22 protein-coding genes and 1 tRNA gene are annotated in these 24,310 nt (G+C 41.6%); 12 read left to right on the top strand and 11 right to left on the bottom strand.

What is annotated here, in order from left to right:
* Positions 1-115 precede the first annotated feature (115 nt).
* Complete coding sequence (ilvA, locus tag RMY64_RS34480; RefSeq protein WP_322702418.1) at positions 116-1,627, bottom strand: threonine ammonia-lyase, biosynthetic; 1,512 nt, start codon at positions 1,625-1,627, stop codon at positions 116-118.
* 534 nt (positions 1,628-2,161) lie between these two features.
* Here ilvA and RMY64_RS34475 point away from each other — a divergent pair.
* The 6 genes from RMY64_RS34475 to RMY64_RS34450 all read left to right on the top strand — a co-directional run bounded on the left by RMY64_RS34475 (position 2,162) and on the right by RMY64_RS34450 (position 8,695).
* On the top strand, positions 2,162-2,467 hold the full coding sequence (locus RMY64_RS34475) for an RNA-binding protein (RefSeq protein ID WP_322672960.1): 306 nt from the start codon (positions 2,162-2,164) through the stop codon (positions 2,465-2,467).
* A gap of 236 nt (positions 2,468-2,703) precedes the next feature.
* On the top strand, positions 2,704-3,711 hold the full coding sequence (locus RMY64_RS34470; RefSeq protein WP_322702417.1) for an aldo/keto reductase: 1,008 nt from the start codon (positions 2,704-2,706) through the stop codon (positions 3,709-3,711).
* Between the two features lie 332 nt (positions 3,712-4,043).
* Positions 4,044-4,442: a hypothetical protein gene (locus tag RMY64_RS34465; RefSeq protein WP_322702416.1), complete on the top strand. Its 399-nt coding sequence runs from the start codon at positions 4,044-4,046 to the stop codon at positions 4,440-4,442.
* Between the two features lie 264 nt (positions 4,443-4,706).
* Positions 4,707-7,733: a tetratricopeptide repeat protein gene (locus RMY64_RS34460; RefSeq protein ID WP_322702415.1), complete on the top strand. Its 3,027-nt coding sequence runs from the start codon at positions 4,707-4,709 to the stop codon at positions 7,731-7,733.
* A gap of 87 nt (positions 7,734-7,820) precedes the next feature.
* Positions 7,821-8,261: a hypothetical protein gene (locus tag RMY64_RS34455; RefSeq protein WP_322702414.1), complete on the top strand. Its 441-nt coding sequence runs from the start codon at positions 7,821-7,823 to the stop codon at positions 8,259-8,261.
* The gene (locus RMY64_RS34450; RefSeq protein WP_322702413.1) at positions 8,261-8,695 is read left to right on the top strand and encodes a type II toxin-antitoxin system VapC family toxin; all 435 of its coding nucleotides are present in this window, start codon (positions 8,261-8,263) and stop codon (positions 8,693-8,695) included. The genes RMY64_RS34455 and RMY64_RS34450 overlap by 1 nt, the downstream gene beginning before the upstream one ends.
* Before the next feature lie 115 nt (positions 8,696-8,810).
* Here RMY64_RS34450 and RMY64_RS34445 read toward each other — a convergent pair whose 3' ends face one another.
* Positions 8,811-9,590, bottom strand: a complete 780-nt coding sequence (locus RMY64_RS34445) for a Uma2 family endonuclease (RefSeq protein WP_322702412.1) — start codon at positions 9,588-9,590, stop codon at positions 8,811-8,813.
* Between the two features lie 64 nt (positions 9,591-9,654).
* Positions 9,655-10,881, bottom strand: a complete 1,227-nt coding sequence (locus tag RMY64_RS34440) for a hypothetical protein (RefSeq protein ID WP_322702419.1) — start codon at positions 10,879-10,881, stop codon at positions 9,655-9,657.
* Positions 10,882-11,447: 566 nt separating this feature from the next.
* Here RMY64_RS34440 and RMY64_RS34435 point away from each other — a divergent pair.
* The 5 genes from RMY64_RS34435 to RMY64_RS34415 all read left to right on the top strand — a co-directional run bounded on the left by RMY64_RS34435 (position 11,448) and on the right by RMY64_RS34415 (position 15,820).
* Positions 11,448-12,038, top strand: coding sequence for a chromophore lyase CpcT/CpeT (locus RMY64_RS34435; protein WP_322702411.1), 591 nt, complete (start codon positions 11,448-11,450; stop codon positions 12,036-12,038).
* A 236-nt stretch (positions 12,039-12,274) separates the two neighbouring features.
* Positions 12,275-12,345 (top strand) — tRNA-Cys (locus RMY64_RS34430).
* A gap of 418 nt (positions 12,346-12,763) precedes the next feature.
* Positions 12,764-13,360: a hypothetical protein gene (locus tag RMY64_RS34425; RefSeq protein WP_322682161.1), complete on the top strand. Its 597-nt coding sequence runs from the start codon at positions 12,764-12,766 to the stop codon at positions 13,358-13,360.
* A 348-nt stretch (positions 13,361-13,708) separates the two neighbouring features.
* Positions 13,709-15,346, top strand: a complete 1,638-nt coding sequence (locus tag RMY64_RS34420) for an AAA family ATPase (protein WP_322702410.1) — start codon at positions 13,709-13,711, stop codon at positions 15,344-15,346.
* Between the two features lie 99 nt (positions 15,347-15,445).
* Entirely contained in the window at positions 15,446-15,820 is a 375-nt protein-coding gene (locus RMY64_RS34415; RefSeq protein ID WP_322644149.1) for a DUF1257 domain-containing protein, read from the top strand.
* Between the two features lie 81 nt (positions 15,821-15,901).
* On the opposite strand, the gene RMY64_RS34410 is transcribed toward RMY64_RS34415, so the two are convergent.
* The 5 genes from RMY64_RS34410 to RMY64_RS34390 are packed head-to-tail and all read right to left on the bottom strand — an operon-like array spanning position 15,902 to position 19,898.
* Positions 15,902-17,179: a WD40 repeat domain-containing protein gene (locus tag RMY64_RS34410; RefSeq protein WP_322702409.1), complete on the bottom strand. Its 1,278-nt coding sequence runs from the start codon at positions 17,177-17,179 to the stop codon at positions 15,902-15,904.
* Positions 17,164-18,075, bottom strand: coding sequence for a WD40 repeat domain-containing protein (locus RMY64_RS34405; RefSeq protein WP_322702408.1), 912 nt, complete (start codon positions 18,073-18,075; stop codon positions 17,164-17,166). The genes RMY64_RS34410 and RMY64_RS34405 overlap by 16 nt, the downstream gene beginning before the upstream one ends.
* Before the next feature lie 51 nt (positions 18,076-18,126).
* Positions 18,127-18,459, bottom strand: a complete 333-nt coding sequence (locus RMY64_RS34400; protein WP_322702407.1) for a hypothetical protein — start codon at positions 18,457-18,459, stop codon at positions 18,127-18,129.
* A 37-nt stretch (positions 18,460-18,496) separates the two neighbouring features.
* Positions 18,497-19,285: a GUN4 domain-containing protein gene (locus tag RMY64_RS34395; protein WP_322702406.1), complete on the bottom strand. Its 789-nt coding sequence runs from the start codon at positions 19,283-19,285 to the stop codon at positions 18,497-18,499.
* Between the two features lie 7 nt (positions 19,286-19,292).
* Positions 19,293-19,898: a hypothetical protein gene (locus RMY64_RS34390; protein ID WP_322702405.1), complete on the bottom strand. Its 606-nt coding sequence runs from the start codon at positions 19,896-19,898 to the stop codon at positions 19,293-19,295.
* On the opposite strand from RMY64_RS34390, the gene RMY64_RS34385 reads away from it, so the two are divergent.
* Positions 19,897-20,058: a hypothetical protein gene (locus RMY64_RS34385; protein WP_322702404.1), complete on the top strand. Its 162-nt coding sequence runs from the start codon at positions 19,897-19,899 to the stop codon at positions 20,056-20,058. The two genes, RMY64_RS34390 and RMY64_RS34385, sit on opposite strands and share 2 nt — an antisense overlap.
* Here RMY64_RS34385 and RMY64_RS34380 read toward each other — a convergent pair.
* From RMY64_RS34380 to RMY64_RS34370, 3 genes are all read right to left on the bottom strand, one after another.
* Positions 20,015-20,911: a DUF4351 domain-containing protein gene (locus RMY64_RS34380; protein WP_322672973.1), complete on the bottom strand. Its 897-nt coding sequence runs from the start codon at positions 20,909-20,911 to the stop codon at positions 20,015-20,017. The genes RMY64_RS34385 and RMY64_RS34380 overlap by 44 nt on opposite strands.
* 183 nt (positions 20,912-21,094) lie before the next feature.
* Positions 21,095-22,306 carry a WD40 repeat domain-containing protein gene (locus tag RMY64_RS34375; protein WP_322672974.1) on the bottom strand — a complete coding sequence of 404 codons (1,212 nt, stop codon included), beginning with the start codon at positions 22,304-22,306 and terminating at the stop codon, positions 21,095-21,097.
* Positions 22,307-22,702: 396 nt separating this feature from the next.
* The gene (locus RMY64_RS34370) at positions 22,703-24,262 is read right to left on the bottom strand and encodes an Hsp70 family protein (protein WP_322702403.1); all 1,560 of its coding nucleotides are present in this window, start codon (positions 24,260-24,262) and stop codon (positions 22,703-22,705) included.
* Positions 24,263-24,310 lie beyond the last annotated feature (48 nt).

The raw sequence follows: 24,310 nt of genomic DNA, 5'->3' as shown, positions 1-24,310 counted from the left end.
GCATTGGGCATTGGGCATTGGGCATTGGGCATTGGGCATTGGGCATTGGGCATTGTTATACTGCCCCTCTGCCCCTCTGCTCCTCTGCTCCTCTGCCCCTCTGCCTCTTCCCCGCCTATCCCAAAAACAGCTTGTATGCCGGATTCTTATTCTCATCCCAATAGCGATAGCCCAGGTTATCGAGAAAAGCTTGCCACTCTTGCATTTCGTGGGGGGGAACCTGGATACCGACAACGATTCGTCCGTAGTCTGAGCCGTTGTTGCGGTAGTGAAAAAGACTAATATTCCAGTCGGGACTCATGGAAGTAACAAATTTCATCAATGCGCCGGGACGTTCGGGAAACTCAAAACGGTAGAGCAATTCATTGTTAGCCAGGGGAGAGTGTCCACCCACCATGTGCCGCAGATGTAGTTTAGTTAGCTCATCGTCCGTTAAATCAAGGGTTTCAAATCCATGAGCTTCAAAGGTTTCTACCATCTTGACAGCATCAGCACGGTTTTGAATTTGCACGCCGACAAAAATATGGGCTGTTTTTTCGTCGGCAATGCGATAATTAAACTCCGTTAGATTGCGGTTGCCGATACATTCACAAAACTGGCGAATACTTCCCCGTTCCTCTGGAATTGTGACTGCAAAGATTGCTTCGCGGCGTTCGCCTAACTCTGCGCGTTCTGCGACAAAGCGGAGGCGATCGAAATTCATGTTTGCACCACAGGCAACAGCAATTAAAGTTTGTCCCTCGATTTGTTCTCTTTCGGCGTAGGCTTTGGCGGCTGCGATCGCTAATGCACCAGCTGGTTCTAAAATAGACCGCGTATCCTCAAATACGTCTTTAATCGCAGCGCAAGTATCATCTGTACCCACCAAAATAATTTCATCTACATATTGCTGACATAAACGGAAGGTTTCTTCACCTACTTCCCGCACCGCCACGCCATCAGCAAATAACCCCACTTGAGACAAGCGTACCCGATGTCCAGCTTTAAGTGATTGGGACATCGCATCAGCATCTACTGGTTCAACACCAATAATTTTGATTTCGGGACGCAACCGTTTTACATAAGCCCCGATACCAGAAATTAATCCGCCGCCGCCAATTGCCACAAAAATTGCATGGATGGGTTGCTGATATTGCCGTAAAATTTCCATCCCAATTGTTCCTTGTCCAGCAATTACATGGGGATCGTCAAAGGGATGAATAAAAGTCAATCCTTTTTCTATTTCTAATTCACGGGCATAGCTATAAGCATCGTCATAAGTGTTTCCATGTAACACCACTGCTGTGCCTCTCATTCTCACCGCATCTACCTTCACTTGGGGTGTGGTTACTGGCATGACGATAATCGCTCTGGTTCCCAAACGATTGGCTGCAAGGGCGACTCCCTGAGCATGGTTCCCCGCAGACGCGGCAATTACACCTTGTGCCAATATATCTGGGGGCAGTTGCACCATCTTGTTATAAGCACCGCGTAGTTTAAATGAAAATACTGACTGCATATCCTCACGTTTCAACAGGAGTTGATTATTCAGCCGTGCAGACAAATTTTGAGCATACTCGAGTGGTGTTTCCTGGGCAACATCATATACACGGGCAGTCAGGATTTGGATGAGGTAGTCGCAAAACATGGGCGTCAAGGTGTTAGCAAATGCTGGATGGAAACTAATTTTACGTTACAAGCGATCGCACTGGTTTTATTGATTTGTTCTCTCTCGAAATTTTGATCGAACAAAATCTAAAAATTACCAATTAATATTCTTTGAAGATAAATTAAGTTCAGTGATGAAAATTTTTTGATTGCTGCATATTTCATGCGATCGTTGCTAGGTTGATTTGAAACTAGTAGTACGCCAAGGCATTGCAAGCGGGGTAAAGGGGAAGGGGAAAGGGACTCATGTTTTTTATCCCTTACCCTTTACCCTTTACCCTTTACCCAACCTCCACCTAACATTTTTGGGTTGCCAGACTACTAGTTTTGCCAACTATCTGAGTACTTAGATCGACAGATTAAGTATAGTGTTACTTAAAAACATAACTTCTCCATTTATGTTAAAGTATGCATGGAAGATGAAATTCGGCTGTACAGTTTGTTTTTATATATATTTGTATTACAGACCTCTCCGGATCTAAATCTCTACACCCTCTGATTCTGGAGACATTCTATGTCAATTTACGTCGGCAATCTATCTTATGAGGTTAAAGAAGATGACCTCCGGCAAGTCTTTGCAGAATATGGAACTGTAAAAAATGTTCAATTGCCTGTCGATCGAGAAACAGGTCGGATGAGAGGTTTCGGGTTTGTGGAATTGGAATCAGACGCACAAGAACAAGCGGCAATTGATGCCCTTGATAAAGCTGAATGGATGGGCCGAAGCTTAAAAGTTAATAAAGCCAAACCCAAAACAGAGGGCGGTTCCTCTGGTGGTAGACGAGGAAACTATGGTGGTGGTGGTGGTGGCCGCTATTAAGGTACTAAAACCAAAAATTTAACTCTCAGGTCTTAAGGGCAGACAAGGAGTCTGCCTTTTTTGTACTTCGGTTAAACGAAGAAAAACAGAGAGAAAAATTATTTTCTACAACCTCCTGCCTCCGACCTCCTACTTCCAACCTCCTACCCCCTGCCCCCTGCCTCCTGCCTTTCTTTAATAAATGATTTCTGCTATATATGCCTGATAATTAATAAGACAATCTACAAATAGCAAAGATGCAGACTCTCCAAAAACTCTCACTCCCAAGCATGGGCTGCGGTACTTGGGCTTGGGGCAACCAACTGCTTTGGGGATATGACGAAAGTATGGATGAGCAGTTGCAAGCCGTCTTTAACCTTTGTGTCAGCAACGGTGTAACTTTATTTGATACAGGTGATTCTTACGGAACGGGGAAATTGAATGGTCGCAGCGAGTTGCTTCTGGGACGATTCAACCGAGAATATGTAGGTTCAGGCAAAGAAAATATTTGTATTGCGACTAAGCTTGCTGCTTACCCGTGGAGATGGACGCGTCAATCAATGATAAAGGCTTGCCAGTCATCTGCTCAACGCCTGGGAAAAAATGTTGATTTAGTACAGATGCATTGGTCAACAGCAAACTATGCTCCTTGGCAAGAAGAAGGACTTTTAGATGGTCTTGCCGATTTGTATGAGCAAAGACTGGTCAAGGGCGTGGGATTATCCAATTATGGGCCGAAACGGCTGATGCGAGTGCAGAAAAAATTCGCCCAACGAGGCGTTCCGATTACAAGTTTGCAAGTTCAATACTCTCTATTGTCTACATATCCTGTCACTCAACTCAAGCTCAAAGACCTTTGTGATGAATTGGATATTAAATTGATTGCCTACAGCCCTCTAGCTTTGGGACTACTAACAGGAAAATACTCTGAGCAAGGCCCTTTGCCTAAAGGCATTCGAGGTCTGTTATTTAAGCAAATATTATCAGGAATGCGTAAAAGCAAAGCGGCTTCTGCTGGTAAATCGCTTTTGGAATGTTTGCGAGAAGTGGCACAATTTAGAAACAAAACTATGTCACAAGTAGCAATTAATTGGTGCATCTGTCAAGGAACTATTCCTATCCCTGGAGCAAAGAGCGTGGAACAAGCGAAAGAGAATCTTGGGGCGTTGGGTTGGCAATTAAACGCTGGTGAGATTGCAGAGTTGGATAAGGCGGCGGCGAATGCAGACAAAAAAATGGTACAAAATATCTTTCAAACGAAGTAAAATTTCAATGTCGCTGAATTTGAAAAGTCTTAAATGTAACGATAGCGCCAGCAATATCAACGAAAATAATGATGTTGGTAACGAAAATCGTAGGGGTGGTAACTAAAGTCGTTATTCTACTAACAAATTGGTAATATTGTAACGAAAATAATCATGTTTATAACAAAAATCGTAGTGGTGGTAACTAAACTGGTTATTTAAGTAATTTAAAGCGCGATGCTAGTGGCGATGTTTAGTAACGGCAACTGGTTTCAATTTAAAAAACCTAGATATCACAGGCAATTAATTGAGAAAGTAACCCTCTTTAATAAAATACACATACTTAAGGCAGGATGATGATACTTGAAACTGCGGCGATCGCTGTTGGCACTATAATAGCTACCAAAGCTTTAGAAAAAACAACCGAAAAGGTAACAGAAACTTTAGTGGATAAGACTGGTAAGTTTCTGGTCACGCTGAAAAAACAGTCTCCCCATACTGTAGCTGCTATAGAGAAAGCACCAGAACAACCACTTGATTATCAAAAGGCTGTACTAGAGGTGCAATCTGCGGCTAAAGCTAATCCCGAAGTGGCTCAAGCTATGCAGGAATTGGCACAAGCAGCTAAGGCAGAACCAAATCCTAAATTGGCTGAAATTCTGGCTATGCCTAATTTAGAAAAATTGGCAGATAAAATTGGTCAGGTAGTAATGCCTGGTGGGACAGGAAATATTCAAAGTCAATCCTTTTAAGTCATTTATCGTGTTACCTAACCCCCAGCCCCTTCCCTACAAAGGCTACAGTGTAAACACAAGTCAAATTACCCCCCTTAATCCCCCCGATGTATTGGGGGAAAAACAAATCTAGTTCCCTCCCCAATACATACGGGGAGGGTTAGGGAGGGGTAAAAGGTTTGCAGTCAACTATTTCAGACTTGTGTCTACGCATAGCTGTTTCAAAGAGAGGAATGGAAGTAAGGTCTTTTAATTTTTGTGAACGGTAAGATTTAACTATGTATGCCTGAAGACTCTGGAAAGTTTGCCGAAAAAATTGGCGCTTTTGCTTCCCCTAATTCTCAAGTTAACATTGGCACTCAAATTATTGAGGGGCAAAAACAGTTAACTCCGATAAAATCTATTCCTTATCGCGGTTCTGTTCATTTCGTCGGGCGAGAAACAGAATTAATAATCTTGCATGAAGACTTGCAGCGCAAAAACTATGTAGCAATAGCGGGAATGGGTGGTGTAGGCAAAACTGAATTAGCCACCCAATACGCCAGACGATATCAACAAGATTATGGCGGCATTGCCTGGTTTAACGACAGAGAAACCAATCTCGCTGCCGAAGTTTTAGAGTTTTTCCGGTTGCAGTTTGGTTTGGAGATTCCCCAAGAATTAGGGGGAAGACTTTTAAGCCTTAAACAACAAATCGCCTGGTGTTGGTCTAAATATCCTAACTCTGAGTTGCCAATTTTAATCGTCTTCGATGACGTAACTGATTTAGACAACCTCCGCCAAGTCGTTCCTAACGATAACCGCTTCTACGTCTTAATTACTACTCGACTGCGAAATTTAGACCCAAATTTTATTCAAGAGATTCCCTTAGATGTTCTCTCACCTCAAAAAGAACCAGGTAAAGCTTTAGAACTCTTAAAACGACTGTTGGGGGAAAAAGATAAGCGAGTTGAAAACCAACTACAAGCTGCAACCGCAATATTATGTGAATGTCTGGAATATTTGCCTTTGGGGATAGAGTTAGTAGGAGCTTATTTAGTACGCGACCCGGACATATCTTTAGATATCATGTTTAGGCGATTGCAAGAACGTAAATTAGCAGAAGCAGCTATACAAGACCGGAAAACTCTCAACTCAACTCAACTGGGAGTGAAAGCCGCCTTTGCTTTAACTTGGGAAGAACTTGACCCACTGGCGCAACAACTAGGAATATTTTTGAGTTTATTTTCTCCTGTACAGATTCTTTGGGATTTAGTTCTTTGGGTAGCGGGTGGAGGAGAAACAGAAAATCAGGAACAAACAAAGCTAACTTGGTCAGAAGAAGAATTAAACGCAGCGAAAAAGGAACTCTACAAACGCAACTTGCTGCAACTAGTAGAAGACGGGGAAGGATATTATAAAATTCATGCCTTAGTGCGGTGGTTTTTGCAAGAGCAGTTCGGCGAGGCTGGCGAGATGAAATCAGTTTTAGAAACAACCTTCGCCACTGCCATGATAGCCGTTGCTCAAATCCTTCCTGATTCAGCTCCTTCTGAGCATATTGAAAGCATCAGAGATATTGTTCCCCATCTCGAAGACTTGGGTAAACGTATAATTGCAGAGATGAAAGAAGCAAAAGAGGCACAGATAATTTCTCTAGCATCAGTCCCCAATGATAAAGTAGCTTCAATTTTTGCAGGGGTGGGAAGATTTTACCAGGGACAAGGATTATATAAATTAGCAGAACCTTGGCATAAAGATTGCGTAAATGTTTGCCAGGTTTTGTTTGCTGGCGACCATCCAGATGTGGCTACTAGCTTGAACGAATTAGCAGGACTCTACCATAACCAAGGGCGGTACAGCGATGCCGAACCCCTCAACATTAATGCCCTGGCAATGAGAAAGCGCCTGTTTGATGGCGACCATCTCGATGTGGCTACTAGCTCGATCAGTTTAGCTTTTCTCTACTATAGTCAAGGGCGGTACAACGATGCCGAACCTTTCTACATTGATGCCCTAGCAATGACAAAGCGCCTGTTTGCTGGCGACCATCGCAATGTCGCCACTACCTTAAACGGTTTAGCTCTACTCTACAAAAGCCAAGGGCGGTATAGCGATGCCGAACCTTTCTACATTGATGCCCTGGCAATGAGAAAGCGCCTATTTGCTGGCGACCATTTCGATGTGGCTAGTAGCTTGAACGATTTAGCAGTACTCTACCATAGCCAAGCGCGGTACAGCGAAGCCGAACCTCTTTACATTGATGCCCTGACAATGACAAAACGCCTATTTGCTGGCGATTATCCGAGTGAAGCTACTAATTTGAGCAATTTAGCAGAACTCTACCGAATCCAAGGACGGTACAGCGAAGCCGAATCTCTCTTGATTGATGCCTTGGAAATGACAAAACGCTTGTTTGCTGGCGATCATCCGAATGTAGCTGCTAACTTGAACAATTTAGCTTTTCTCTACTATAGCCAAGGACGGTACAGCAATGCTGAACCCCTCTACATTGATGCCTTGGAGATGACAAGGCGCTTGTTTAATGGCGACCATCCAGATGTAGCTACTAACTTAAACAATTTAGCAACACTCTACAATAGCCAAAGGCAATACAGCGATGCCGAACGTCTCTTGAACGATGCTTTGGCAATGAGAAAGCGCCTGTTTGCTGGCGACCATCCAGATGTAGCTACTAACTTAAACGATTTAGCAGGATTCTACTGTGAACAAAGGCGGTACAGCGATGCTGAACCTCTCTTGATCGATTCCCTAGCAATGACAAAGCGCCTATTTGCTGGTGACCATCCAAATGTTGCTATTAGCTTGAACAATTTAGCAGCATTCTACTATGGACAAAGACGGTACAGGGATGCCGAACCTCTCTTGAACGATTCCTTAGCAATGACAAAGCGCCTGTTTGCTGGCGACCATCCAAATGTAGCTAGTAGCTTGAACAATTTAGCAGAACTTTATCGAAGCCAAAGGCAGTATAGTAAAGCCGAACCTCTCTACATTGATGCCTTGGCAATGAGAAAGCGCCTGTTTGTTGACGACCATTCGGATGTAGCTATTAGCTTGAACAATTTAGGTTTACTCTACATCGGCCAGGGTCGGTTCAGCGATGCCGAACTCCTCTTGAGCGATGCTCTGGCAATGTGCGATCGCATTTTCGGGGTTAATCATCACACTACGGTGAAGGTTAGACTAAATCTAACAATCCTGCAATGGATACATCGGTTAGGTCAGGTTATAAAAATCTTGTTGCGAATATTCATTCTACCGTTTTCTTTGTTGTGGCGATTGGCTAAAAAATTAATTCGTAATTAAAAGAGCGGGTTCAGGCGATAGAGTTTGCAATCTAGTAGTTTTGAGCGTTCGTCGTTCGCGTAGCGTCTCGTAGAGAAGACATTGCTATTGGTAAAGCCTCTCGTTCGCGCAGCATCTCCGACAGGAGAAGAGAAGGCATCGCTATTTTCTCATCAACCAAGGTGCGTCAGCGTAGCCCGTCGTAGGCGATCGCCTTTTACAATTGGAGTATTAATTGTATTTACCTCTATGAACTTTCCTCCTCAACTCCAACAAAAGATTGAAAAATGGGCAAACAGTCAGGGAATTTCGACTGAACAGTTTGTTTTGCAAGCTATTGCAGAAAAAATTGACACATTGAGTCAGCAAATCACTGAAGAACATACTCAACAAAACTCTGAGATGGCCGATATACTGCCCCTTAATCAATCAAACATTTATCGAAAAGAAGGGATTTTGGTTGTAGAAGCAGAATTACCAGAAAACTTTGATGTTAATGCTTTTATAGATGAGTTGAGAGAAGAACGCATTCAGGATCAAATAACTTAATGAAAGTATTGTTTGATACTTCTGTCTTAGTTCCTGCATTCATTGTCAATCACCCGCAACATTCTGTTTGCTTTTCCAAGATTAAAGCTGCAAAATCTGGGCAAATTCAAGGGTTTATCTCAACTCACAGTTTAGCTGAAACATATTCTGTGATCACCCGCTTACCCATTCAGCCGCGTATTAGTCCCCAACAAGCTGAGATGATTATTGTAGATATGTCACAGTATTTAAAGGGAGTTCCACTGCTTTTCAATGACTATCAGGCTGCAATCGCTCAAATGGCAACCTTAAATCTTCCAGGTGGCGGTATTTTTGATGCTTTAATTGCTCAAGCTGCTTTAAAAGCAGAGGTTGACGCTTTGTTGACCCTGAATCCAAATCACTTTACTCGTTTGGGAAATGCAATCGCTCACATTGTACAAATTCCCGATTAAATGCATTACCTGAATTAGCAAGATATAGAAAGTATTTTAGAACAGGATTAATATTGATAAGCGATCGCTTGTATGATTGCGTTGCTGGAGCGATCGCTTAAACAAATCCCACAAATCATCCATCCTTTTGAGTGTCTATCTCAGATACATTCAAACCTGTTAACGTAGCTACTTGTTCTACTGTCATCCCAGACTCAAGTAAGTTGCGTACAGTTTGTAATAACTGTAATTCTGCCTTGTCTGCCCTTTGGCGTTCTTGTTCTGCCCTTTGATGTTCTTTTTCATCAGGAGTTGGTAGCAATTCTCCTGCCAAATTTGCCCAGCGTAACCAAGTAGCATCAATACCTTTATAACTTCCCTGCCACAACTGTAATCCTAACTCTAAAGATTGGCTCACTAACTGATTTTGAGCATTGACTGCAATCGGTTGATAAGCTCCTTTTTCATTAGAGAAACCAGCCAAATCATCAGGGTTAAAAGGGTCATACCAGAAATATTCTGGTACACGCATTTGATTTTGATAAATTAGCTTTTTCTCATTTTTGTCTGCTTGGGCTGTGCTGTCAGAAAGCAATTCAATGACTACATCTGGTGCTTTTCCCTCTTCCCAAACCACCCAACTGCGACGTTCTCCTTTCGGGACTCCCAACACAGCAAAAAAGTCTGGCCCTTTAAAGTCTTTGTTTCGCACTTGGGCCAGACTGTAGTAAACAAACATATTACCGCCGATAAACCCATCCTCTCGTGCTTCTAACCAAGGTATCAGAGCATCGATTAGCAAATCCATCTGGATTTTGTGTCGTGTGCTTTCCATCGGAATACCGTCATCGTCTGGTAATTCTGCTTGAGTGGGTGGGAGTTGAATATCTGGTGCAGCTAGGGTGGTTTCTGACATAGCTTTTCACCTTGGGGGTAAGCGTGGCGGGTATTTTTATATTAAGCGATCGCAGAAATTTCAGTTAATTTGCGTTCGACAGTTTTTTAATTTGCCCAGTAAAGTATGCTTCTTCATGTTTGAGTTGTTGCGCCAGTTTTAACCCTTGTTGAAAAGCTGTTAATGCTTGAGGAAATTCTTTGCGTTCTAGATACAATTGCCCAATTTGGTCATAAGCTTGCATCATTCCGTAAAAGTTGGCAGCTTGCGCCTGTATCTGCACTAGAATTTCGCTAGCCTGCAAAGCCTCTTCTGTTTGTCCTTGGGAACGATACAACGCAATTAACTTTTGCAAAGCATCAGCAGCCCGAACGTATTCTTTTAATTGCCAAGCAGTTGTATAAGCTTCTTGATAATTATTAAAAGCTTCTAGCAGTAAACTAGGATCTTTCTTAGCTAGAGATTCGTAATCTGAAGCGATCGCTAGCTTTAATTCTAGTATTTCTGTAATATTATTTTCATTGCCATAAATTTCTACTAGTTTGTTAAGTACATTTAATGACTGCTGCGGTTGGTTTGTCTGCTCGTAAATATAAGCCAACTGTTGCAGATATATTACTTCATTTACGCGATCGCCTTGGGATGTAGCGAAACTCAACAATTCCTCATAGATTGGTGCAGCTTTGCGATAATCAAACCAACTCAAATGCAGTTCTCCAATTGTTTTGAGGGTTTCTAATACTGCTGTTTGGTCTTGTTGTTGTCGCACTACTAGCAAAACTTGGTTGTAAGCTTCTATAGCTAGTTTAGACAATCGCACATTTTTGTAAGCTTCACCTAGCGATCGCCACAATTCTAGATCGATTGGGGCAGCTTTTTTCTGAGATTGGGCTTGTTTTTGAATTGCTTGCAATCGTTCCGTTATATATTGTACTTCTTGTCCGTCGTTTAGCTTCCAAGCGATCGCGCCAACTCGTGATAATGCTTGCACTTCTGCTAATGAACCTAAAAACCGCCGCAAACGTAATTCTCGGTTCCAAATTTCAAACGCCGCCACCTGTTCGCCTGCTTGTAGTTTCGCCGCCGCTTCTTGATTTAGGGCATCTAACGCTGGTTCTAACTTTTGCCGTTCTTGGGGAGTTAACGGCTGTTTATCCTTGGGCGATCGCGGTGACAGCGGATCGGGTGTGGTAATCTCTAGAGGGTTGGGAGGAAATTCATCGGGTGGTTTGGGTGGTTTACTCTCTGCCAGTGTTAAAGAATTGCTAAAGAGTATAGTGGCAGTAGCGATCGCAATTAAGTGCCTGAGCATGAGTACTTTGCCTTGAGTGATTTGCATGAGATAATTAACAATTATCCCCATGCCTATTATTGACTAACTATTCTCCTGCTTTTCTCCAGGTTTACAAGAAAAGCCTACCTGAGAGCAATCTGGCTTCAGCACACAGAGAAAAGATAGTGTGCGGATTTTGCCAAAATAAATGCTTAACGAGTTCTAGTTGTTAGGTACAAGATTAGGACTTACGCATCGTACATAAGTACTAAACACAATTTGGGTATTTTAGCCATGTTTTGCATCCAGCGATGTCTACGACGGGCTACGCCTACGCAAATGTCGGAATAAATCAGGGTTATCTGAAGCCTCTGAAAAGACTAAATACCGTAATACACGTTTTGGTTGATTTGTATAGTGCGTAAGTCCTAAAGATGTAAAGTTTTACTTGTACTCAAGCGGCTAATTTTCTTCAATCAGAGCATCTATCCTAGATATATTTTAAAAATTGCGATAAAAATTGCGATCGCAGCCAGGATTTTTGAGCCAGGGGAGTGTCAAAATAATCCTAGATCGTATTTAAGTAACTAGTCAATCGTTTTGTAATGACTCATTCTACTGATATCGCCACCTTAGCTCGCTGGATGGCAGCTGACTTTAGCAATCAAGAACAAGCTTTTGAAAATCCGCCTTTTTATGCTCATATCCGCGTCTGTATCCGTCCCCTTCCCTTAGAATTGTTCTCAGGGGTAAGTTTGTTTCTCGAACAAGCTTATGATTTTGCGCTCAATCAACCCTACCGGATGCGGGTAATGAAGTTAATTCCGGCAGAAAACCACATTGCGATTGAACACTACACCGTTAAACAAGAAGAGAAATTTTACGGTGCATCTCGCGAACCCGAACGCCTCAAAGAGTTGTCTCTTGACCAATTAGAAAAAATGCCAGGTTGCAACATGATTGTAGAGTGGACAGGTAAAAGCTTCAAAGGCAGAGTTGAACCTGGTAAAGGCTGCATAGTGTTTCGTGACGGCAAAAATACTTATCTAGATAACGAATTTGAGATTGACGCTAAAGAATTTTTCAGCCTCGATAGGGGAAGAGATTTAGACACCGATGAACGTCTCTGGGGTTCTATCGCTGGCCCATTTCACTTTCTGCGCTGGGGTAGTTTTGCTGATGAAGTAAAGGTGTAACAAGTGAGGAGTGAGGAGTTACAAATCTCTTTAATCAGCTAAGATTTGTTTGTGGTGCGATCGACTTGCAATCAAAATTTTCTCGCGATCGCCTAAAGCCTACCAAAAACATCCAGTTAACCTACTATCTCTACCTCAAAATCCTATGCTATCATGGTTTAACTAGCGTCCTATGACTGCTAAATAGCTGCTAAGATACCTTAGCAACATAAAAGTAGTTCAGGGAATCTTGCTGTGGCGGCATAGCCAAGTGGTAAGGCAGAGGTCTGCAAAACCTCCACCCCCGGTTCAAATCCGGGTGCCGCCTTTAAAGAAATATAAGCATTACAGGGTTTTCAAGCCCTTTTTTATTGGGCGTTAAAAGCTTGTTTTCAAAGCCTTTAGAGATTTTTGGGGTTATTTTGGGTAGTTTGGGTAAAGAACTGGGGTAAAACTGGGGTAAAAATGTAAGGTAGAGGTTTTTACCCCAATAAGTATTTCTGGGGTAAAACTGGGGTAAAGCGAAAGGATAAAGGTCTTTACCCCAGTTAATTACCCTTATGGAATCTCAAAAATCTCAAAGTATTGCCCGTCGGGGTTCAGTATAGATTAAGAACTCTAACGGCAGCCTCCAATTAGTTTTTTCTCGTCCTATTATTACTCCGACTGGAGAGCTAAAAACCAAGCGTTTCTATCTTTCAACAAGGCACGACGATACACCTTTTGGAAGACATCAAGCATCGGCTTTGGCGACAAAAATCCAGAGAGATATTGACTATGGAGAGTTTGATGCCAGTTTAGTTAAGTACAAACCAGCAGCGTCATTAAGCACCGTTACCCCAATTACACCTTCACCTAAACCCCAACCAGACTTGGGAGAATTATGGGAAAAATACACTGAATTTAAAAAACCACAGGTTAGTCCTTCTACTTATGCAGTTGACTACCGCAAGTATCGCAATCACATTGCTAAGTTAGCAACTAAAACTTTAGATGATGCGATCGCAATTCGAGACTATTTACTTGCAAATCTCAGTGCTAATGCAGCTAAACGTACTTTGACAAATATAAATGCTTGCTGTGATTGGGCACTTAAAAGTCAGCTAATTGAATCCAATCCCTTTCAAAGTATGGCAAAAGATATTCAAATGCCGAAGTCGGAATCGGCAGAATATGAAATCAATCCCTTTACTAAGGAAGAACGGGATAGCATAATTCAAGCGTTCGAGGAGAGTAAACTCTACAGCTACTATGCTCCTTTAGTAAAATTATTATTTTTTACTGGGTGCAGACCATCAGAAGCGATCGCTCTACAATGGAAGCATATCAGTGATAAATACTAAAAAGTCGAATCCGCAAAAAACTGGAGCAGTTTAATTGTTTACGAGACGCCATTGAAGATGTCTTGCATTTTGCGTCCTAACCATCTTGGCGCTTGCTATAGTATCCTTGGAAAGGATATAGTATTAATTAAGACTAATCAATTACTAGTACAGCACGGCAGAAATAAACATACCCTTCGGGTGACGCTCCTGCGTCGCTAACGCTACGCTAACACCAGTCGCCTGCGGAGGGAAACCCTCCCGCAGCGCTGGTTCACCATTTCAAATAGCGCAAAAGCGCAAAGATAAGAGTTTTAAACAGCGCTAAAAACTCTTTTTCTTATACCCTAATACCCATTTTCAAGCGAAATGAACAATTTTCATCAATATGGAAAAGGAGATGCAACTCATAACAGCGAGAATCAGCAATACACCTCCTTAGTAGAACAACTTGATTTGATGATTCGGGCACGGTATCCCTTACTGTATGTGATTTCCGTTGAAGAAGAACCTGTGGAAGAAGTGTTGCAGCAAGTTGCATTGCGTTCTGTGCCCAAACGACAGCTTTTATTTTGGGATATTGTCCGGGGTTGGAGTGACAATGGTGCAGATAAAGGTTCGGTGATGGCTGCATTAGGACGAATTGGCAAAGCCGATGCCCAAACACCTGCAATGTTTGTACTGCGGGATTTGCACCCATTTGTGAAAAATCCGACTACCGAGAAGAATGCCCCAATTGTGCGGGAGTTGCGAAACTTGACGCGGGAGTTAAAGCGATCGCGTAAAATTATCGTTACCACCAGCCATACTTTAGAACTTTCCGACGAGTTACTGCAAGAAGTGACAGTAGTGGATTTTCCCTTACCTAGCGTTGGCGAAATAGATAATTTAATCCAACAGTTAGTAGTACCAGATAAATTAAATGTTTCTGGTTTGGCGCGAGAACAGTTAGTTAAAGCCTGTCAAGGTTTAAGCCGCACCCGAATTTCTAGAGTATTGGCAAAAGCTCTAGCAGCCAAACAACAAGTAAATGAGTCTGACATTGACGGCGTATTGGAAGAGAAAAAGCAAGCAATCCGCCAAACTGGGATTTTAGAATTTTTCACACCCCAAGAATCACTCAAACGAGTTGGTGGATTAGATCAACTCAAACAATGGGTACTAATGCGCCAAGATGCTTTCACCGAAGAAGCCAGACGCTACGGTATTCCTAACCCCAAAGGGATGTTACTTGTGGGCATTCAGGGAACAGGTAAATCTCTTTCAGCTAAGACAATTGCTCATGAATGGCGCTTACCTTTATTAAGATTAGATTCTGGGCGTTTATTTGGTGGGATTGTCGGCGAAAGCGAAAGCCGGGTACGCCAAATGATTCAGTTAACTGAAGCAATGGCACCCTGCGTTTTGTGGATTGATGAAATTGATAAAGCCTTTGGCAATATTACCAGTAGCATTGACGGAGATTCGGGGACATCGCGCCGCGTGTTTGGCAGTTTGATTACCTGGATGCAGGAGAAAACCGCGAGTGTGTTTATTGTCGCCACGGCAAATAATGTCAAAATATTACCAGCCGAGTTGTTGCGGAAAGGAAGATTTGATGAAATTTTCTTTTTGAATTTACCTACAGAAACCGAACGCCAAGAGATTTTTAAAGTGCATTTGCAACGGTTACGCCCGAATCGGCTGCGAGAATTTAACTTAGCTTTGTTAGCTAAACAGAGTCTCAATTTTAGCGGTGCGGAAATTGAGCAGGTAATCGTTGATGCCATGCACCAAGCATTTTCCACAAGAATTGAGGGACAGCGCCGAGACTTTAATACAGAGGATATTTTACAGGCTGTAGCGCAGACAGTGCCACTAGCTGCGATCGCACATGAACAAATTGAAGCATTAAAGCAATGGGCAGCACAAGCCGGTGCCAGAGCCGCCTCCAATGATGTGCTGTTAGTAGAAGAATTAAAACAATACTCAGCCGAACAAGGAATAGGCCCTTTAGAAGTCGATTAAAATAGAAAAACTATGTGTTTCCTACGCCTCGTTATTTAATCCAAAATCGTTCGACTGAGCGAAGTCGAAGTCCAAAATCTCAAATCAAAAATTGGTATTATGTCTCATTTCACAACTATCAAAGTCCAAATCAAACACGGTGAAATTCTGCATCAAGTTTTGCAAGAATTAAACTATCAAGTTGAATGCAACACAAATGTACGCGGATATCGAGGCGATACGACTCAAGCCGAGTATGTAATTCGCCAGAACAATGGTTATGACTTAGGTTTTCGCCGCAGTGGTGAAAATTACGAAATAGTTGCAGACTTTTGGGGAGCAAAAATTAATCAACAGCAGTTTGTTAACTCTATCAGCCAAAAATATGCTCATAAAACCTTAATGGCAACAGTGCAAGAACAAGGTTTTAATGTTGAGGATGAAGAAGTTTTAGCAGATGGAACTGTGCGAGTAGTTGTAGGACGTTGGGTGTAGGATAATTAAGGAATCGGGTGGCAATTGCATCGCCTTGTTTATTGCCACTCAATTCTGTTCAATTTATCTTTGAGACTTACTTTATCCAACTCCCCAGACTTTAATCTCGTTCGGGCTGCTACTGACAATTATTTGTTGATTTAGGTCAAAAGCTAGTCCATCAATATAGTATGAATGGCCTTCTATAGTACATATAAGTTCGCCCGTCTGCAAATTCCAAACTTTTAATGTTCCTGTTCTACTGCCAGAGACAAGAGTGCATCCATCCGAACTGATAGCTAGACAACGAATATGTTTTGGATGCTGATTGAGGGTGAGTTTAAGACGTCCTGTCTGCAAATCACGCAATTTAATTTTCTCATAATTACTACTGATAACAGTTTCCTTTTCAAAACTGATAGCTAGATAATAAACTCCTTGTGGTTCTTCTAAGTTCCGCAAAAGTTCACCTGTTTGCCAATTCCAAATTTTTATGGTATTATCGCCACCACTAACAAGAGTTTTACCATCCGGGCTAAGGGCAACTTTAACCGACCCTGAATGACCTTCGATAACCCGTTGAAGTTGATTTTTCCGCCAATTCCATACTTTAATCAATCCTCTACCGCAACCAACAATAATTGTCTCTCCATCTGAACAAATAGCTATAGAATTAATGCCCAATGAATACTCTTTTATCGGAGAACTTAGAATGTCTCCTGTTTGCCAATCCCAAGCTTTGATTCGACAATCTTTCCAACTACCACCTATGATTGTTTGTCCATCTAAAGTGAAATCCAAAAAATTGACTTCATCTGAATGTCCTTGTAGACTTCGTGTTTGAACCGTTCCTGTCTGCCAATCCCAAATGTGAATCACTCCATAACCGCCAACAAAAATTCTTTGTCCATCGGGGCTAATGGGAAGAGAAATAACTCTTCCAGAATATCTTTCAAGAGTACTAAGACACTTTATTAGTTGCCAGTGATTAAAACCTTGTAAAGCCTGCTTTACTTTTGGATCTGTCCTATGTCGCAGTAAAAGATAAGCGGCTATCTTGATTGATTCCGATTCATCCGTTAAACCTTGAAGCACTAAGTCTAAACCGGCTTCACCATAATTTATCGCCTCTTTTAATGCTGCAACTTGCACTTCCACAAATGGATTCGCCAAGCGGCTTTTTACTCCTTCTATTCCCCCTAATATAACACTGCCAATAGGGGCAAAATTTTGACTACCTAGAACAACATCATCTTTTCTAGGTTGATTGGGATTATTTGGCATCATTCTCTTCCTCGACATACCAGTGTTCCCAATTAAGGAAATGCGATCGCACTTATTTGGAATCGCACCTATCCTTGATTCTATGGAACTCGCCATACTTGAATGAATTTCCCAACGTAACTGACAATAGTCTGCCCATCTGGACTAATAGTAACACTTGTGGCATCAGGAAGTTTAGCAAGTAATTCTTGTGTCTGCAAATTCCAGATATTAATATCACCGCCACAACTAACAAATATTTTTCCATCTGCACTCAAAGTAAAACATCTCAATGGATCGGTATTACTAAATAATTTATGAATTTCTTTACCACTTCTCAAGTCCCATATTCTGATGAGTTTTGGCATATGATGGTCGCTAGTTATTAAAGTTCTTCCATTCGGACTAATTGTCAACAATACACGATTAGAATTATAGTCAAAAGTATCCTCTCCTACCAATGTGTAAATTTCACTTCCAGTTCTAAAATCCCAGATTTTTATAGGTTTATCATAACTAGCGCTTGCGAGGATGTTTGTATCTGCATTAATAGCGACAGAAGTTATACGTTGTAAATGTCCTTTGGTAATGTCAATATTTTGTTTATTTTCTAAATCCCAGACGATAATATGACCAGCTTCATTACCGCTAGCTAATATTTTGCCATCAGAACTAAGAGTAGTAGCGGTAATAGTATTACGCGTTCTAATTCTAGAGTCCCCCAACGGTTGTCCGCTAATAAGATGACTTAATTGCTCAGTATTGAGATTCCAAATTTCAGTTATAATGGTCTTGTCATGCTGAAAACCAACTATCGCCAACGTTTGAGCATCGGAACTGAAAGTTAAATGTTCTGGGTAGTGCTTCATTCTCGTAGCAAAGGTTTTATTGATGGTGTGAAGACTTTTTCCTGTCTTCAAATCCCACTTTTTAAAATCTAGATAAGTCCCACCAACAATACTGCCATCTCTTTGAGATTCTTCATAAGAACTATCGCTAGCATCGCAACACACGAGGGTTTTGCCATCGGGATGAATGGCGATCGCTGCATCATTTCTATTAAGCTAAATTGTATAAACACACTCAAAAAATCGATAGGGATTAAATTCTAAGATTGCCTGTTTTACTTTTAATTCTGAGATATCCCGCAATAATTTATATGCTGCTAACTGTACCCTTTTTGATGGATCTTTTAAAGCCTGAATTACTAAATCCCAGCCTTCCTGTCTATAGTTAATGAGTTGCGAAAGCGCTAAAACGCGGTAATTTTCATCACTGTTAGCGAAACTTCGTTTTGCGCCTTCCAATCCGCCTAAAACTACACCATCGACTGGCGGAGGATTTTTTCCGCCAAGTACAGCATCATATTCTCTTGGTTGTTTGGGATTATCTGGCATCGCTTTTTACCTGTTGCTAATACCAGTGTTCCCAAATTTAGGCTATTTTGCAGCTTGCTAATTTCTCTGCAAGCGCAGACAGGGTTCTGCAACCTGTCCAAAAGTCACCTAACCCCCAACCTATAAATGCACCGCCACGGGGTAGGTGTCCTACGTTAGCACTCAAATCGAATGTCAAGTCATTCCAATACCGCCAAGCACCTTGAGAAAACCATCCCACACCTTTACCAAAGCGACACCAGGCTTCCCAGTCAGGATTGGATGTACAGCCAACGATTTGCCAGATATGCGTCTGTACAACAAAGCCAAAGCGTCCATTGCTATATTTTTGCCAGAGAGTTTCAATCGTGTTTAAATCTTCACAAGGGAATTTTTCAACGTCTGATGGGTCTAAAAATCCTTGTGGTTGGCGATCGCATACGCGCAGCATTATACTAGCAGTCTCTTGGTCTGCATCTTTCCACTTTTTGGAAGCGAGCAAATTTTGCAAACGACTGTAGTTTACATCAACCGCAGAGATTAATGGTATATCACTGTGTAGATGGAACTGGACTTTTGCTAATGCTTGTTGTCCCAGCAGTGACGATACTGTAAATTCCAACTTTTCCGATTCAGTATTTACAATCTGAAACACCAATTTTGTACCAGCTTGGCCATACTTTAGGGCTTCTTCAACGGCGACAATTTGTTGTTCTAGGGATGTAGCGCCGATCAACCGTCGTTTAACACCTTCAATACCTCCTAAAACCACACCATCTTTTGGAGGTGGTACTTGTCCGCCAAGTACCGCATCATATTCTCTTGGTTGATTGGGATTTTCTGACATTGCTGTTTTATTTAGAAAATGCTTGCACTCTGTCAATACAGCCCTGCTGCACTGCTTCAATTAAAATATCTTTTGCACCTTTTCGCTTAAAGTAAAGTGCTGCATAATTACGTTGTATCTGCGTACCGTTGAACAGGTAATGTCGAATTCGGTCTTGACCTTGAGAAGTATCAACTAAGCCCAGTGTAAAGTCAACTAACTTGTAGGTGGCGCTAGTGCGGTCATTTTCTAGATTCTCCATTAGTGTATCGATATCGGACACTCCGCCAGCACGCGCCATCGCTACGAAAGCATCATATCTGTCAATTTTATGACTATAGTCCTGAAGTATTTCTTGTACTATAGGTTCTGGTCGAGAAGCTAGTAGTGAATAAGCTGCTTGGCGTACTTTCCATAATTTATCGTCTAACGCCCAGATTACCAATTCCAAACCTGCTTCGCCATACTTGAGTGCTTCTTCTAATGCAGCGATTCTTTGTTCAATTACCGGATTTGCCAAGCGTCTTTTAACACCTTCTAGTCCTCCTAATACTACAGCACCAGGAGGCGCTTTTTCTTGACCACCAAGGACAGCATCATAAACTGTTGGGCGATTGGAATTTTTTGACATCATGTTTTTACTTTTTATTTATATGATGGAATTATTGAGTGCGATCGCTACTATTGACTTGATAACTTTTGAGCGATCGCTCTTAACCCCTTCATCTAGAAAAGAGAGAAAAACCCTAACTATCTACCCTCAAACCAAGCTTCTAAATCAGCAGCAGTTGTAAAATCTAGTAAAGCCTCTCCCAAATTTTCTAACTCATCTATTGACAAAGTTTGAATACGTTCTTGTAATTGCGGATTCACTTCACCTATACGGCGGTTTAGTTGGCGTAAAATCAGCGTAAATTCGCCTTGCTGTATACCTTGTCTCATCCAACTGGTGACGATTTGCATAACTATTTCCTCCTGCTTTGGTTCAATCCTAGCAAGTTGTTCTTGAAACATGATTTCTTCTTGAGCATTCAAATCGAGATATGTATCAATAAACCCTGAAATTAATTGGATTTGTGCGGGGTTGAGTCCCAAATTCGCTAGCAATTGTAGCGACATTAGTTTTACTGTTGGGCGTTCTTGAACATCCATCTGCATTTTCGCCATCAACGCGCTAGCTACAGGATTTCTCTGATTGACGAAATCCTGCCATTTTAATTGATTTAGCTGGACAACTTCATAATTAAATTCCAGCACCCGCTTGCCCTGAAAATCTATGCGATAAGAGTTCGGTTCTGGTGTTTGCGGAGAGTCATGAGAATAAATGACTATTGGGTACACTGGGAGGGCATATTTTTCGTGCAGTCGAGCGAAATATGTAAACATTCGCTGATTGAAGTTAGTTTGGGAATAAGATTGATGTTCAGTGTGGATGATAAATAAAGTATCTTGGTTTCTCACTGAAACTTGCAGAACTATATCGAGTATTTTCCGTTCTCCCTCAGTCACATCTGTAAATATCTCTTGTGGCAAAAACTCTATTGAATCTCTCTCCCAATAAGCGCTTATATCTGGAAAAAATAGCTCGATAAACTCTGGGAAGAAGTTGGAAAGAAGTTCTTTAAATAGGCGATCGTGGTCAATCATTTGATGATTTGATTAGCAAGATAGCAGTTTATATCTTAAATTATTTTTTAGTAATATGATGGGATGATTGAGTGCGATCGCCATAATCACCTAATTTCATAAATACGCTTTACATGGGGTAACTATTTTCAATAACAGAAGTGCGATCGCAGTTTTTATTGAAGTGTGCGATCGCAACTTTTTTTATGACTTAATACCCCATATTTTGATAGTTTCATCTCTACTCCCGCTAACCAGAGTCTTGCCATCGAGACTAATAGCTACACAATAAACCCAATCAGTATGTTCTTTGAGAATGCGTTGACATTCCCCAGTTTGCAAGTCCCAAATTCTGATATTTTCGTCTCTACCACAACTAACAAGAGTGTTTCCGTCTGGGCTAATAGCTACACAATAAACCCACCCTGAATGCCCTTCAAGTGTGAACTGAAGCTGTTTTGTCTGTAAATTCCATACTTTAATTGTTTTGTCTTTACTACCACTGACAATTGTCTGGCCGTCTGGGCTAATAGCTACAGACTCAACACCATTTGAATATTTTTTAAACCTGTGTATCAGCTTTCCAGTTTCAAAATCTCGCACTTTAATCGTTGCGTCATTACTACCACTAACGAGAGTTTTTCCATCGGCACTGATAGCTAACGCTTGAACTAAGTAGTTTGAATGTCCACTAATGGTACGTATAATTTGTTCTGTCTGCAAATCCCAAACATTAATTCCTCTATTTTGACTGCCACAGGCAAGCGTCTTTCCATCTGGACTAATAACTAGAGAAAAAACGCTGAAAGCAAATTCATCTAAGTTTTTTTTACATTCTCCAGTCTGTAAATCCAACACTTTGAGCATGTGTCCGTCATCATAATATGCGCCTCTACTACCTCCTCCTCTACTAACTAAAGTTTTTCCATCTTGGCTAATAGCTAAGGAATTAACGTTGAAATCTTCCATAGAAATAGGTTGAAGTTGTCCGGTATGCAAATCCCAAAGATTAATGGCATCTCCGGCACTTACAAAAGTTTTCCCATCTGGGCTAATAGCAATAGCTCTAATGCCTGAATCTTGTTGTAAAGTGTGGAGGCAAGTGATATTTAGCCAGGGATTATATTTTTGTAATGCCTGTTTGACTCTTGCTTCTTCTCTGTGGCGAAGTAACGAATAGGCAGCCCACTTGAAATTACCTGATTCATATTGCCAAGTCTGAATTACTAAGTCTAAACCTGCTTCTCCGTAATTGAGTGCCTCTTTTAATGCGGCAATTCGCGCTTCTATATCTACACTTTTCAAGCGGCTTTTAACACCTTCGAGTCCACCTAAAATAACACTGCCAATTGGGGCAGAATTTTGAGTACCTAAAACGGCATCATATTCTTTAGGTTGATTTTGATTCTCTGTCATCGCATTTTTACCAATTTACTATAAGGGTTCTCGCTTGGGTGCAGTACAGTTTTGACCTCTCTCCAAGCCTCTCTCCTTTTAGGAGAGAGGCTTTGAATCTTACTCCCCAACGTAGGGAAGGGGTTGGGGGTTAGGTCTGTATTGGATTCAACTGCAAACCGCTATATTAGAGGATGTCTGAAAAGTTTTTTTGTATACGCCTAACCCTTGGAGATCCCCCTAAATCCCCCTTAAGAAGGGGGACTTTAAGACTCATATTCCCCCCTTTTTAAGGGGGTTAGGGGGGATCAACAAATATTTGATACTTTTCAGACATCCTCTTAGTAGTATTCCCATTTTTGATTACGGTTATTTTTTAAACGAACCGCTAAGGACGCAAAGGACGCAAAGTGGAGATTATTTTAGTTTGGCGATCGCTCCCCTATCAACTAACATTTTTCCCGTCAATAAATCCTTTACCGTCACTACTAATACTCGTTGTTCGTTCACTTCAAATTGTGCCTGTATTCGGTCTATTCCCGTTTGCCCAGGCGGTTCGATATGAGCAACACATACTTGTTGATGATGAGTTTCCAAAGAGCGATAACTATCTTGTTTTACTAATTGGCTGCTCGTCATCCTTCCTTGAGTATCATAATAAACTTCCGCTTGGGAAACTTCTGCTACTTCCCCAATATCGAGACGAATTTCTCGCTGTCCTTCTGTTGCAACTTGCAGAGTTAAAGCTTCAGAACGCGCCCCTGGATACTTTGCCCCTTTTTCAATCAAAGTTAAATAAGAATAACTTTTGCTGTGGGGTTCCCAAAGACGAATAGCATAACTGTGGCGCAGGTAATCATCGACTGCTGCCATTTCACTTAAAGCTAATGCGCCATGTGCGACAGCTTCAAAGGGTTTGTCTAACTTTACCTTTTGTCGTCCAAAATAGGAAATTACTAGTTGTTGTACGGCGGGAATTTGACAAGTACCACCCACTAATAAAACTTGTTCAATTGTAGATTTACCGATCCCTTTAGCAAGTGCGATCGCTAATACTTCATCTAGGGTTTGTCTTAGCTGTTCTAATAATTGTTGATTTTCTAAAATTTCGCCTAATTCGTCCCGATGTAATTGCAATTCATGGGACATAAAATTTTCATCATCAAACCAAGCTTCTTTCGCTTCATCTGTTATCGAAAGTTGAATTTTTACCCTTTCTGCAACTTCCAGCAGATTCATAAAACCGATTTCTCCAACTTCAGCACGAGAGGAACTGATTTTTTGCAGGTAATGTTCCACAATCCATGTATCAATATCTATGCCGCCAATAAAAGCATCAGATTTGGCGATAACTTCGGCACGTACTACTTGCTGTTCAGATTCAGCGCTGACAGTTCGTACTAAACTTAAATCTAGAGTACCGCCGCCAAAATCAACCACCAAAACCACAGCACCAGGATGCTTGACAGCATAACCAAGGGCTGCTGCGGTAGATTCATCGACAATTTGCACTGCGGGAATATTTAACTTGTCGCCCAAGTTGCGGAACCAGTCAAGATATCGCTCAAATGCACCAACGGGAACTGTGAAAATAACGCTACTGGGTTGTAATTGCTGGTCAACCTGTTGCCAAATTTCCTTGAGAAACAGTTCCGAAACCACCTCAGTGCTGTAACTATTACCATCCAACTGTCGGGGAGGTGGGACAAAATCTGCTGCCAAATCGCGTTTGAAAGCTCTAAAACAACGTTCCGGCTGGGCAAACCCCAAACGTTTAGCGCGTACAGATTCACCAAAAGAAATGCGATCGCGCCCTTCCACAAATACTAAACTGGGTACAACGCTAACTTGTTCTGTCCCAACCTCAAAGCGGCGCGACATCGAATCAAATCTCAACGTCCGTGGTTTTTGCGTAATCAAATCAGTAGTACAAACAACAGTATTACTTGTACCAAAATCAATTATTACTGTAGTCATTTGTCATTTGTCATTTGTCATTTGTCATTTGTCATTTGTCATTTGTCA

This window comes from Nostoc sp. DedQUE08 (assembly GCF_034530895.1).
In the GTDB taxonomy this organism is placed as follows: Bacteria; Cyanobacteriota; Cyanobacteriia; order Cyanobacteriales; family Nostocaceae; genus Nostoc.
The sequence above is the reverse complement of the archived record's forward strand: the minus strand, read 5'-3'. Positions and strand labels throughout refer to the sequence as shown.